At 69.6% G+C, this 11,907-nt stretch carries 11 protein-coding genes; 3 read left to right on the top strand and 8 right to left on the bottom strand.

Annotated features, from left to right (window positions below; genetic code table 11):
• Positions 1 to 87 precede the first annotated feature (87 nt).
• From VBO01S_RS28585 to glyQ, 5 genes are read right to left on the bottom strand one after another with little or no spacing between them, the layout of a single operon-like run.
• Positions 88 to 1,059 carry a M48 family metallopeptidase gene (locus VBO01S_RS28585; RefSeq protein WP_062481797.1) on the bottom strand — a complete coding sequence of 324 codons (972 nt, stop codon included), beginning with the start codon at positions 1,057 to 1,059 and terminating at the stop codon, positions 88 to 90.
• 27 nt (positions 1,060 to 1,086) lie between these two features.
• On the bottom strand, positions 1,087 to 1,866 hold the full coding sequence (locus VBO01S_RS28580; protein WP_062481794.1) for a lysophospholipid acyltransferase family protein: 780 nt from the start codon (positions 1,864 to 1,866) through the stop codon (positions 1,087 to 1,089).
• A complete protein-coding gene (gene gmhB / locus VBO01S_RS28575) occupies positions 1,866 to 2,444 on the bottom strand; it encodes a D-glycero-beta-D-manno-heptose 1,7-bisphosphate 7-phosphatase (protein WP_062481791.1) in 579 nt (192 codons plus the stop codon). The genes VBO01S_RS28580 and gmhB overlap by 1 nt, the downstream gene beginning before the upstream one ends.
• A 37-nt stretch (positions 2,445 to 2,481) precedes the next feature.
• Positions 2,482 to 4,632 (bottom strand): glycine--tRNA ligase subunit beta, encoded by a 2,151-nt coding sequence (gene glyS / locus VBO01S_RS28570; protein ID WP_157627484.1) that lies wholly within the window; start codon positions 4,630 to 4,632, stop codon positions 2,482 to 2,484.
• Positions 4,633 to 4,647: 15 nt separating this feature from the next.
• Positions 4,648 to 5,556 carry a glycine--tRNA ligase subunit alpha gene (glyQ, locus tag VBO01S_RS28565; RefSeq protein WP_062481784.1) on the bottom strand — a complete coding sequence of 303 codons (909 nt, stop codon included), beginning with the start codon at positions 5,554 to 5,556 and terminating at the stop codon, positions 4,648 to 4,650.
• A 227-nt stretch (positions 5,557 to 5,783) separates the two neighbouring features.
• On the opposite strand from glyQ, the gene VBO01S_RS28560 reads away from it, so the two are divergent.
• Genes VBO01S_RS28560 through VBO01S_RS28550 form a run of 3 tightly spaced genes read left to right on the top strand, consistent with a single transcriptional unit; the run spans position 5,784 to position 8,424 of the window.
• A complete protein-coding gene (locus VBO01S_RS28560) occupies positions 5,784 to 6,752 on the top strand; it encodes a diacylglycerol/lipid kinase family protein (RefSeq protein WP_062481781.1) in 969 nt (322 codons plus the stop codon).
• Positions 6,749 to 7,576: a metallophosphoesterase family protein gene (locus VBO01S_RS28555; RefSeq protein ID WP_062481779.1), complete on the top strand. Its 828-nt coding sequence runs from the start codon at positions 6,749 to 6,751 to the stop codon at positions 7,574 to 7,576. Before VBO01S_RS28560 ends, VBO01S_RS28555 begins: the two co-directional genes overlap by 4 nt.
• A 53-nt stretch (positions 7,577 to 7,629) precedes the next feature.
• A complete protein-coding gene (locus tag VBO01S_RS28550; RefSeq protein ID WP_255221231.1) occupies positions 7,630 to 8,424 on the top strand; it encodes a phosphatase PAP2 family protein in 795 nt (264 codons plus the stop codon).
• 7 nt (positions 8,425 to 8,431) lie between these two features.
• Here the strand turns inward: VBO01S_RS28550 and VBO01S_RS28545 are convergent, their stop codons facing one another.
• The 3 genes from VBO01S_RS28545 to lnt all read right to left on the bottom strand — a co-directional run.
• Positions 8,432 to 9,502, bottom strand: coding sequence for an asparaginase (locus VBO01S_RS28545; RefSeq protein ID WP_062481776.1), 1,071 nt, complete (start codon positions 9,500 to 9,502; stop codon positions 8,432 to 8,434).
• A gap of 111 nt (positions 9,503 to 9,613) precedes the next feature.
• A complete protein-coding gene (gene chrA / locus VBO01S_RS28540) occupies positions 9,614 to 10,861 on the bottom strand; it encodes a chromate efflux transporter (RefSeq protein WP_082818335.1) in 1,248 nt (415 codons plus the stop codon).
• Positions 10,862 to 10,897: 36 nt separating this feature from the next.
• Positions 10,898 to 11,907 (bottom strand): apolipoprotein N-acyltransferase (gene lnt, locus VBO01S_RS28535; protein WP_157627483.1); only part of this gene is annotated, 1,010 nt, incomplete at its 5' end.

The following is an 11,907-nucleotide window of genomic DNA, read 5'->3' as shown; positions in this document are numbered from 1 at the left end:
TTTTCTTTGCTTACTTTCTTTTGGCGAAGCAAAAGAAAGTAAGTCGCCCGCCGGGGCGAGACCCGGCCTCGGGAAACAAGAGCCCCCCTAGCCCCACCGAGGCACAGCCTCATCCTTCAACTGCTGCCGCAGCACCCCATAGTCAGGCACAACACTCTCAACGGTCTCCCAAAACCGATGCGAGTGATCCATCACCCGCAGATGCGCCAACTCATGCGCCACAACGTAGTCGATCACCGGCAAGCGAAAGTGAATCAACCGCCAGTTCAGCCGAATCGACCCATCCGCACTCGCACTCCCCCACCGCGTAGCAGCGTTAGAAAGCGACAGCTTCTGCCATGACACCCCCAGCAGCGGCGCAAAGTGATCCAGCCGCTCGATGAACAGCTTGCGCGCCTGCCGCATCAACCAGGCCTGCGCCGCATCCCGAATCTGCGAGGGCGCCGCGTTCTGCGCCACAGCCAGCCGCAGCGTCCGCGGGCCACCGCCTTCGACAGCGGGGTCGAGCGTGCCGCCAACGCTCGCGAAACCGTGCTTCGGATCGAGCCGGATCACCACCAGCTCGCCAAGAAAAGGAAACTCCGCCCCATCTTCCCAAGCAATCCGCGTCGCCTCAACACGTGCATTGCGTTGCTGCGTCTCCGCCAGCTTGCGCAAAATCCAGTCGGCCTTCTCACGCACCGCCGCATCGACATCGCGCAGCGTGACCCACCGCGGCGCCCGCACCGACAGTCCTTCGGCACCAACCAGAAAACCGATGGTCTTGCGCTGCCCCCGCTTGAACTCGTAGGCCACCCGCGCCGACCCCAGAACCACTTCACGCGTGGCCTGCGGATGTGTGAAATTCGCCAGCGTCAGTGTGTCAGCCAACGGCACCGCAGGACGCGGATCAACGGGTCCGACAGGTGAAGGCGCGACAGCCACCACCGGCGCGGGAGCAGCAGGTGGCACAGGCGCTCGCGCCTTCTTCCGCGGCCGCCGCGGCGGCGCGGCAGCAGGCGCCGGCGTACTCCCCAGCCCCTCGAAGAGGTCCATCGTGAACTGCAGCATTCCCCGCATGTCGGGCCCGGGTCTGAGGGTGGCGCGTCAGCCCGCTTCGCGCGGCAACGTCTGCTGCGGCTGCGCCGGGCTGTCGCTGTACGCCTCGGGGTCGAGGCGGCGCATCTCGGCCTCGATCCAGGCTTCGACTTCGCGCATCAGCTCATCGGGCTTGCGGCCCACGCTCGAGATCGCCGGGCCGATCGACACGTCGACCACGCCAGGGCGCTTGATGAAGGCCTTGCGCGGCCAGACCTTGGCCGAGGTGACTGCGATCGGGATCACGGGCACGCCGGTTTCGCAGGCCAGGCGCGTGCCGCCGCTCTTGTAGGTGCCCTTCTGGCCACGCGGAATGCGCGTGCCTTCGGGGAACATGATGATCCAGATGCCCTGCGCGAGCAGCTTGCGGCCCTGGTTCACCACCTTGTTGAACGCCTGCGCGCGCTGGCTCCGGTCGATGTGGATCATGTCCAGCCGCGCCATCGCCCAGCCGAAGAACGGCACGTAGATCAGTTCCTTCTTGAAAACGAAGGCCAGCGGATGCGGCATCAGCGTGGGCATGAGGAAAGTCTCGAGCGTGGACTGGTGCTTCACCAGCAGCACCGCGCCTGCGAGTTGGTCGGTCGGCAGGTTTTCCATGCCGGTCACGCGGGTCTTGATGCCCAGCAGCACGCGCGCGCCACCGATGGCCCAACTGAGCCATTGCTCGGCCATCCAGTACAGCGGAATGCCACGCTTCCAGAGCGAGCTGACGCACATGATGATGCCCCAGGGCACCACGGTGACAAGCATCCACAGGGCGTGGAGAACGGAACGGAGAAACGCCATCAGACAGCCACCTGCAGTGCAGCCCGCGCTTCGCGCGCGAGCAAAAAGTCGACAAAGGCGGCGAGGTCGTCATGCACCCTCGTGTCCGCCGGATATTCGGGAGGCAGCGGGTGAACCCCGCGGCAGGCCGCGCCCATGCCCGTGAGCAGAAGGTGCGGTTCGCAGCCAGCAGCGGCGCCGGCCTGCAGGTCGCGCAGGCTGTCGCCCGCGGTGGGCACGCCCTTCAGGTCGATGCCGAAGCGGTCGCCGATCTGAAGGAACAGCCCTTCCTTGGGCTTGCGGCAGTCGCAGCCTTCGTCGGGGCTGTGCGGGCAATAGAACACCGCGTCCACCTTGCCGCCCACGGCCGCGAGCATCTTGTGCATCTTGGCGTGCATGGCGTTGAGCGAGGCCATGTCGAACAGCCCGCGGCCCAGGCCCGACTGGTTCGACGCCACCACCACGTGCCAGCCCGCATGGTTCAGGCGCGCCACGGCCTCGAGCGCACCGGGCAGCGGCGTCCACTCGATGTCGCTCTTGACGAAGTCTTCGCGGTGCACGTTGATCGTGCCGTTGCGGTCGAGGATGACGAGCTTCATGGCGGAACCGCTCCTGGTGGAGGGATGGGGCACGGGGTCAGACAGCCAGCCGCTCGAGCTGCGCCACGCGGTTCATCGCGCTGTGCAGCGACATCAGCAGGCCCAGGCGGTTCAGCCGCAGGTCGGCCTGCTCGGCATTGACCATCACGTCCGTGAAGAACGCGTCGACCGGTTCGCGCAGCGCGGCCAGCGTCTGCAGCGAGCCGGTGTAGTCGCCCGCGTCGAACTGGGCGTTGGCGGCGGGCACGACCTGCGCCATGGCGGCGTGCAGCGCCTTCTCGGCGGGCTCCTGCAGCAGGAGTTCGCTCACGTGCGCGTCGGCCTCGGGCGCCTTCTTCAGGATGTTGCCGATGCGCTTGTTGGCGGCGGCCAGTGCGGCGGCGGCGGGCAGTGCGGCAAAGGCGCGCACGGCCGCCAGCAGCTTGGGCACTTCGCCCAGGCGCTGCGGCAGCGGGGCCAGCACGGCGTCGACTTCCTGAGCGCTGGCGCCCTGCTCGCGCAGGCTGCCGGCGAGGCGGTCGAGGATGAACGACTGCAGCGCCTCCAGGTAGTCCGGCGAATCCGCGCCGTCCATGAACTTCAGGACGCCCGGCACGAATTCCAGCACCGCAATCTTCAGCACCGCATCGAGATCCAGCGGCAGGTCGCGCTCGATCAGGATGCGGATCACGCCCAGCGCATGCCGGCGCAGCGCGAACGGGTCGCGGTCGCCGGTGGGCAGGTTGCCGATGCTGAACATGCCGACCAGCGTCTCGAGCTTGTCGGCCAGCGCGACCACGAGGCCCACGCTGTTGCGCGGCAGCTCGTCGCCGGCGAAGCGCGGCTTGTAGTGGTCTTCGATGGCGTCGGCCACGGCGACGTCGAGGCCGTCGTGCAGCGCGTAGTAGCGGCCCATCGTGCCCTGCAGCTCGGGGAACTCGCCGACCATGTCGGTCACGAGGTCGGCCTTGGCCAGTTGGGCGGCCTGGGTGGCCTGCGCTGCCAGCGTCGCGTCGCCGAGTTTTTCGGCAATGCCGCGCGCGATGTGCATCACGCGTTGCACGCGTTCGCCCTGCGTGCCGAGCTTGTTGTGATAGACCACCTTGCCCAGCGACTCGACGCGCGAGGCCAGCGATTTCTTGCGGTCCTGGTCGAAGAAGAACTTGGCGTCGGCCAGGCGCGGGCGCACGACGCGCTCGTTGCCGCCGGTCACGGCGCTCGCGTCGTCGGGGCTGATGTTGCTGACGACAAGGAACTTGTTGGTGAGCTTGGCTTGCGCGTCGAGCAGCGGGAAGTACTTCTGGTTGGCCTTCATCGTGAGGATGAGGCATTCCTGCGGCACTTCGAGGAACTCGCGCTCGAAGCTGCAGACCAGCACGTTGGGGCGCTCGACCAGCGCCGTGACTTCGTCGAGCAGCGCGTCGTCGTGGATCGGCACGGAGCCGCCGCCCACCGTCACAGCGGCGGCCGCGAGCTGGCGTGCGATTTCGGCGCGGCGCGCTTCAAAGCTGGCGATGACGGCGCCGTCGTCCTGCAGCTGCAGGGCGTAGCTGTTGGCATCGCGCAGCACCACGGGGTCGACCGCCGCCTCGAAGCGGTGGCCGTGCGTCTCGCGGCCGGCCTTCAGGCCCAGCGCCTCGATGGGCACCACGGTGTCGGCGTGCAGCGCCACCAGACCGTGCGCGGGGCGCACGAAGCTCACGCTGCTCCAGCCGGGCAGCTCGCAGCCGCTTTCGAGCTGGTAGCTCATGACCTTGGGGATCGGCAGCTTGGCGATGGCTTCGGCCAGGGCCTTCTGCAGGCCTTCGGCCAGCGTGGCGCCCTTGGCGGTGCTTTCGTAGAACAGGGCTTCGGCCTTGCCGTCCATGGCGCGCTTGAGGCCGGGCACGGCCGAGGCGTCGGCGCCGAGCGCGGCCAGGCGCTTGAGCAGCGCGGGCGTCGGTTGGCCCGAGGCATCGAGCCCCACGGCCACGGGCATGAGCTTTTGCGACACGGCCTTGTCGGCGGCGCGCTCGGCCACGTGCGTGAGGTGCGCGGCCAGGCGGCGCGGCGACGCATAGGGCGTGAGCACCGAGCCGGCTTCGGCCAGGCCTTGGGCCACGAGCTGGTGGCGCAGCACGCCGGCGAAAGCCTCGCCGAGCTTCTTCAGCGCCTTCGGCGGCAGCTCTTCGACAAACAGTTCGACCAGCAGGGAGTTCTTGTTGTTCATGGGAATCGTCATCGCTCAGGCGGCTTTCTTCGGGGGCATCTGCGCAACCCATTCGCGCGGCGCCATCGGGAAGCCCAGGCGCTCGCGGCTGTCGTAGTAGCTCTGCGCCACGCTGCGCGCGAGGTTGCGGATGCGGCCGATGTAGGCCGCGCGCTCGGTCACGCTGATCGCGCCGCGCGCGTCCAGCAGGTTGAAGCTGTGCGCGGCCTTGAGCACCTGCTCGTAGGCCGGCAGCGCGAGCTGCTCGGTCATGAGGTGCTTGGCCTGCTTTTCGTGCGCGGCGAAGGCGGTGAAGAGGAACTCGGCGTCGCTGTGCTCGAAGTTGTAGGTCGACTGCTCGACCTCGTTCTGCTTGTAGACGTCGCCATAGCTCAGGCCGTCGGTCCAGGTCAGGTTGTAGACGTTGTCCACGCCCTGCAGGTACATGGCCAGGCGTTCCAGGCCGTAGGTGATCTCGCCGGTGATGGGCTTGCAGTCGATGCCGCCGACCTGCTGGAAGTAGGTGAACTGTGTCACTTCCATGCCGTTGAGCCAGACCTCCCAGCCCAGGCCCCAGGCACCGAGCGTGGGGTTCTCCCAGTCGTCCTCGACGAAGCGGATGTCGTTCTTCTTCAGGTCGAAGCCCAGGGCCTCGAGGCTGCCGAGGTAGAGCTCGAGGATGTTGCTGGGCGCGGGCTTGAGCACGACCTGGTACTGGTAGTAGTGCTGCAGGCGGTTGGGGTTCTCGCCGTAGCGGCCGTCCTTGGGCCGGCGGCTGGGCTGCACGTAGGCGGCCTTCCAGGGCTCGGGGCCGAGCGCGCGCAGGAAGGTGGCGGTGTGCGAGGTGCCCGCGCCCACTTCCATGTCGTACGGTTGCAGCAGCGCACAGCCCTTGTCGGCCCAGTACGACTGCAGTTTGAGAATGATTTGCTGGAAGGTCAACATGAAGCTGGCCGGCGTCGGGGGCCGGACATTGGACGGGACGGTGGCGCGGCACAGGCCGCGAAAGGCGACGATTTTACGTTCGCGGGAGGGCATCTCTCCCACAGCCGCTCGGGATGCCGACTGCCGCGACGGCCCGCGCGGCTGTGGGACAAAGCCCGGCCCCGCACGCTTTTTTGCGTTTCCCGCCGCTTTCGGCACTTTCCTGCGCTTTCCCCCTCTCTCACTGCATGGCATCGCCCCACATCGGCCCCGACACCCCGTTTTTCATCGTGCTCAATGCCGGCTCCGGCAGCGAAGACGCCGCGCAGGCCCGCCAGGTCATCGACGACGCCTTTGCCGCGGACGGCCGCCGGCACCGCGTGTTCCTCGTGGACGGCCCCGGCCGCGTGCAGGCGCTGGCGCGCGAAGCGGTCGAACGGGCGCGGGCCGTGGGCGGCGTGGTGGTGGCCGCGGGCGGCGACGGCACCATCAACGCCGTGGCCCAGGCCACGCTGGGCAGCGGCTGCCCCTTCGGCGTGCTGCCGCAGGGCACCTTCAACTACTTCAGCCGCACCCACGGCATCCCGCGCGACACGGCGCAGGCGCTGCAGGTGCTGCTGACGCAGCAGCCCCGGGCGGTGCAAGTGGGGCTGGTGAACGACCGCGTGTTCCTGGTCAACGCCAGCATGGGCCTGTATGCCGACCTGCTGGAAGAGCGCGAAAGCCACAAGGCGCGCTTCGGCCGCCACCGCTGGATCGCCTTCTACTCGGGCCTGCTGACGGTGCTGCGCGGGCGCCATCGCCACTGGCAGCTGCGCATCGCCTCGCACGGCCACGAACGCGACATCCGCACGCCCACGCTGTTCGTGGGCAACAACCCGCTGCAGCTGATGCAGGCGGGCGTCGACCACGCCGAGGCGCCCGAGCAGGGCCGGCTGACCGCGGTGGCGCTCAAGCCGGTCGGCCTGCTGGCGATGCCGGGGCTGCTGGTGCGCGGCGCGCTCGGGCGGCTGGGCGACGCCGACGAGGTGCTGAGCTTTCCCTTCGAGTCGATGACGGTGAAGGCCGGCCGGCTGCGCACGCCACGCCGCGTGAAGATCGCCACCGACGGCGAGATCGACTGGGTCGACATGCCCCTGCTGTTCCGCGTGGCGCCCGACCCGCTGTGGCTGGTGCGGCCCGACAGCGCGCCCGAGCTGGAGGCGGTACGGCCATGAGCTGCCTGCTGCAAGTGTCCGACCCGCATTTCGGCACCGAGCAGCCCGAGGTGCTGCAGGCGCTCGAACGCCTGGCGCACGCGCTGGCGCCGCAGGCGGTGCTGCTGTCGGGCGACATCACGCAGCGCGCCACGCGCCGCCAGTTCGCGGCGGCGCGCGCCTTCGCCGACCGGCTGGCGGTGCCGGTGGTCGCAATTCCGGGCAACCACGACATCCCGCTGTTCCAGCTGGCGGCGCGCGTCTTCTCGCCCTACGGCCGCTACACGGAGGCCTTCGGCGCCGATCTGGAGCCGGTGTTCGCCTGCGACGACTGGCTGGTGGTCACGGTCAACACGACGCGCTGGTACCGGCACGAGGACGGCGAGGTGTCGCCCGCGCAGGTCGAGCGCGTCGCGGCCCGGCTGGCGAGCGCCACGCCACGGCAGGTGCGCGTGGTGGTGACGCACCAGCCGGTGCTGGTGACGCGGCCCGAAGACCGGCAGAACCGACTGCACGGGCGCGCGGCGGCCGTGGCGCGCTGGACGGCGGCGGGCGCCGACCTGATCGTCGGCGGCCACATCCACCTGCCTTTCGTGCGCCCGCTGGACGAGCGCTTTCCGGGCTGCCCGCCCACGGCCTGGGCGGTGCAGGCCGGCACCGCCGTGTCGACGCGCGTGCGCTGGGATGCGCCGAACTCGGTGAACGTGCTGCGCACGGAAGCGTCCGTCGACGGCGCGCAGCGCATGTGCGTGGTCGAGCGCTGGGACCATTCGGCGGCCGACAAAGCCTTCACGCGCGTCGACCTATTGCGGCTTCCGCTTGCCAGCCGCGCGACGGCCCCTTAGGGTTGCGCCGCATGCCTCCTGCGGACACCCTTCTTCTCTCTTCTTCAGCCCCCTTGGTTCTTCTTGCACAGCAGCTGGGCGAACACGCCCTGGCCTGGTTCGCGCTCGCGCTGACCGTGTCGGTGCTCGGCGCCGGCCTCGCCTGCCGGATGCTGCAACGGCGCCATCCGCTGCCCGACACCGGCGAGCCTGACGAATCGCGCCTGGCGCTCGGACTGGGCCTGGGCTTCGTGCTGATCCTTGCGGCGGCGATGCTGGTCGCGTGGATCGCCTCGCACCTGGGCGACGGCCGCACCATGGGCCGCGCCGACCAGGCGCTGGCCGACGCCATCGCCGCCCATGTGCCGTGGGGCGCGCTCGTGAGCTTCAGCTGGCTCACGCACCTGGGCGACGCGCAACTGCTCGCGCCCGTGTGCGGGCTGGTCGCGCTGCTGCTGTGGCGCAACGCGCACCGCGGCCTGGCGCTGGGCTGGGTGACCGCGCTCGGCGGCATCGTGGTGCTGAACCCCGCGCTCAAGCACATCTTTGCGCGGGCCCGGCCGGTGCACGACCACGGGCTGGCGCTGGAGACGAGCTTCAGCTTTCCCAGCGGCCACAGCGCGGGCGCGATCGTGAGCTACGGGATGCTGCTGTACTTGGCGCTGCGGCTGCTGCCGGCGCGCTGGCATGTGCCGGCCGCCATGGCCGCGGTGGCGGCCATCGTCACCATCGCCTGCAGCCGGATCTTCCTGCAGGTGCACTTCGCGAGCGATGTCGCGGCCGGCCTGCTGACCGGCCTGGGCTGGCTGCTGGTGTGCGTGAGCAGCCTGGAATACGCGCGGCACCGCAAGCGCCGCACCGCGCGCTGACCTGGGATCAGTACTCCCAGAAGATGCGTTGCAGTTCCTTGGTGTTGTTGGTCTTGGTCAAGGCCACCATCGCCAGGATGCGCGCCTTCTGCGGGCGCAGGTCGTGCGCCACCACCCAGTCGTACTTGTCGTCGGGCTGCTCGGCGTTGCGGATCACGAAGCCGTCGGGCACGCGCGAGCTGCGAATGACGATCACGCCGTCGGTGCGTGCCTTCTGCAGGTTCGGCACGATCCGGTCGGCCACCGAGCCATTGCCCGTGCCGCCGTGGATCAGCGCCTTGGCGCCGCTCTTGGCGATCGCGTCGATGGCCACCGACGACACGCCTTCGTAGCCCATCGCGATCTCGACCGGCGGCAGCGCGGTGATGGTGTCGATGTTGAACTCCGAGTTCGTGGTGTGGCGCTTGACCGGCGCGCGGAACCAGTAGTTCTTGCCCTCGACGATCATGCCCAGCGGACCCCACTGGCTGGAGAACGCGCTGGTCTTGATGTTGACGTTCTTGCTCACGTCGCGGCCGGTGTCGATGTTGTCGCCCATCGTCACGAGCACGCCCTTGCCCATCGCGTCCTTGCTGCCCGCCACGTTCACCGCGTCGTACAGGTTGAGCGCGCCGTCGGCCGACAGGGCCGTGCCCGGGCGCATCGAGCCGACCACCACGATCGGCTTGTTGGTGTGCACGGTGAGCGTCAGGAAGTAGGCGGTTTCTTCCAGCGTATCGGTGCCGTGGGTGATGACGATGCCGTCCACGTCCGACTGCTTGGACAGCGCCGAGACGCGCTTGGCCAGCGTCATCAGGTTGTCGTTGGTGAGGCTTTCGGAAGCCACCTGGAACACCTGCTCGCCGCGCACGTTGGCGACCTTGGCCAGCTCGGGCAGGCCGGCGATGAGCTTCTCGACGCCGACCTTGGCGGCCGCGTAGGTGGCGCTGTTGACGGCCGACGCGCCGGCACCGGCGATGGTGCCGCCGGTCGCCAGGATCACCACGTTGGGCAGTGCCTGCTGGGCCTGCGCGAGCGCGCTGGCCGCGAGCAGTGCGGCACCGGCCGCAAAGGCACGGAAATGGGTAGAAAAGTACATACGGGCTCCTTGGTTTGAGGATGATTTCTCGAGGCGGCGAGGAAGATACATGAACCATGCCCGCATGCCATGCCGCTGCATGCCGGCATGGCATGCGGTCATGCGCCGGCCTTAGAGGGCCAGCAGCCAGCCCGCCACCGCCGCCAGTCCGACGACCCACACCGGCGACAGGCGCGCGTAGACCAGCAGCCCGAACGCCGCCAGCGCCAGCCCGAAATCGGCCTTCGAGTGGATGGCGCTCGTCCACACCGGGTCGTAGAGCGCAGCGAGCAGCACGCCGACAACCGCCGCGTTGACGCCCGCCATCGCGCGCTGGACGGCATCGCGCTGGCGCAGCGTCTCCCAGAACGGCAGCGCGCCGGCCACCAGCAGGAAGGCCGGCAGGAAGATGGCCAGCAGCAGCGCCAAGCCACCCACCCAACCGCCGAACGGCCCCGGCATGGCGGCGCCGAGGAAGGCCGCGAAGGTGAACAAAGGCCCCGGCACGGCCTGCGCTGCGCCGTAGCCCGCCAGGAACACGTCGTTCGAGACCAGGCCCGTCGGCACCACGCCCGCCTGCAGCAAGGGCAGCACGACGTGGCCGCCGCCGAACACCAGCGCGCCCGACCGGTAGAACGACGCAATGACGGAGAGCGGCGGCCAATCCGTCGCCGCAGCCAGCATCGGCAGTGCGACGAGCAGCGCGGCGAACAGGCCCAGCAGCGCGGCACCGGTCGCCCTGCTCACGCCGTGGTCGCGGTGCTGCGCGGCGGGCAGGTGGCCGGGCGGCAGCGCCCACCGGCCGACGACGCCCCCGGCGACGATGGCGGCGATCTGCCCCATGGCCGAAGGCACCGCGAGCACCAGCAGCGCCGCGACGACGGCCACGCCCGCGCGCAACCGGTCGGGGCACAGCGACTTCGCCATTCCCCACACCGCCTGCGCGACGACGGCCACCGCGACGACCTTCAGCCCGTGCACCGCGCCCGATTGGGCCAGCCCCGCCCACTGCGTGACGCCGGCCGCAAAGAGGATGAGCGCCACGGCGGACGGCAGCGTGAAACCGAGCCACGCCGCCAGCGCCCCGCCCCAGCCCGCACGGCCGAGCCCCAGGGCGATGCCGACCTGGCTGCTCGCGGGACCGGGCAGGAACTGGCACAGCGCCACGAGGTCGGAATAGCGCTTGTCGTCGAGCCACTTGCGGCGCTCCACGAACTCCGTGCGGAAGTAGCCCAGGTGCGCCACCGGTCCGCCGAAGGAGGTCAGGCCCAGCTTCAGGAAAGCGAGAAAGACTTCGAGCACCGAGCCCCTGGCGCGAAGGTCGCCTGTGCCATCGACAACGGATGGCGCGGCGGGCTTGGGGCGGTGATGGTGCTTCATGGACGATGACGTCGAATGCGCATCCGCCGGTGCGCCTCAGCCCCGGGTGCGCCCGGGCCGGAAGAAGACCGCGCCGAGCGCGACGATCACGAGCGCCGCGATCCACAGCGGCCACAGCCCGAAAGGCGCGACCCAGCGTGCGAAGGGCGTGAGCCCGCGCCGGCCTTCGACCGGCGCTTCGAGCACGCCGCGCGTGAGACGCGGCAGCTGGTGCGTGACGCGGCCCGCGGCGTCGATCACCACGGTGGCGCCGGTGTTGGTGGCGCGCACCATCGGCCGCGCGAACTCGAGCGCGCGCATGCGCGAGATGGCCAGGTGCTGGTCGATGGCAACCGAGTCACCGAACCAGGCGATGTTGCTGACGTTGAGCAGGACAGTCGGCGCCGTGGCCTCGTCGCGGAAGTTCGCGCCGATCTCGTCGCCGAACAAGTCTTCGTAGCAGATGTTCGGCGCGATGCGCTGGCCCTGCCAGACGAAGGGCGCCTGCGCGAGGCCGCCGCGCTCGAAGTCGCCCAGCGGGATGCTCATCATGCGGATGAACCAGCGAAAGCCCGGCGGAATGAACTCGCCGAAGGGCACGAGGTGGTGCTTGCTGTAGGCGTAGGGCTGCGCCGCGCCGCCGGGCATGAAGCCGAGCACGGCGTTGCGGTAGGTGCCCGGCCCGTCGCCGAGCGGCAGGCCGACGATGGCCGCCTGCTGCGTTCCCGGCTGGCCGTAGCGTTCCTGGATCGCGTCGAGGTAGCCGGCGGGCAGCTGGCGCGGCAGCAGCGGCAGCGCGGTTTCGGGCGTGACCACGAGCTGGGCCTTGGCATCGCGCAGCTGTTCGGCGTACCAGCGCAGCGCGGTTTCGATGCCGCCGCCGGGAATGAATTTCTCGTCCTGCGGAATGTTGCCCTGCAGCAGCGCGACCTGCAGCGTGCCGGCAGTGCCCTGCGCACCGCGCGCATCGGCAGGCAGCGGCGATACAGCGTTCGGCAGCACGAAGACCGCGGCGAGCAGCACCGCGGCCAGCGCCGTCGGCACCACGCCGCGCAGCGGCAGGCGTC

The organism is Variovorax boronicumulans NBRC 103145 (assembly GCF_001591345.1).
GTDB lineage: Bacteria > Pseudomonadota > Gammaproteobacteria > Burkholderiales > Burkholderiaceae_C > Variovorax > Variovorax boronicumulans.
This window is presented reverse-complemented; position numbering and strand designations above follow the sequence as displayed.

Coding starts and splice junctions, on each gene's coding strand:
- glyS (WP_157627484.1), bottom strand. CDS start 4,632: ATGAACAACAAGAACTCCCTGCTGGTCGAACTGTTTGTCGAAGAGCTG.
- glyQ (WP_062481784.1), bottom strand. CDS start 5,556: ATGTTGACCTTCCAGCAAATCATTCTCAAACTGCAGTCGTACTGGGCC.
- VBO01S_RS28555 (WP_062481779.1), top strand. CDS start 6,749: ATGAGCTGCCTGCTGCAAGTGTCCGACCCGCATTTCGGCACCGAGCAG.
- VBO01S_RS28545 (WP_062481776.1), bottom strand. CDS start 9,502: ATGTACTTTTCTACCCATTTCCGTGCCTTTGCGGCCGGTGCCGCACTG.
- gmhB (WP_062481791.1), bottom strand. CDS start 2,444: ATGAAGCTCGTCATCCTCGACCGCAACGGCACGATCAACGTGCACCGC.
- VBO01S_RS28580 (WP_062481794.1), bottom strand. CDS start 1,866: ATGGCGTTTCTCCGTTCCGTTCTCCACGCCCTGTGGATGCTTGTCACC.
- VBO01S_RS28585 (WP_062481797.1), bottom strand. CDS start 1,059: ATGCGGGGAATGCTGCAGTTCACGATGGACCTCTTCGAGGGGCTGGGG.
- chrA (WP_082818335.1), bottom strand. CDS start 10,861: ATGAAGCACCATCACCGCCCCAAGCCCGCCGCGCCATCCGTTGTCGAT.
- VBO01S_RS28560 (WP_062481781.1), top strand. CDS start 5,784: ATGGCATCGCCCCACATCGGCCCCGACACCCCGTTTTTCATCGTGCTC.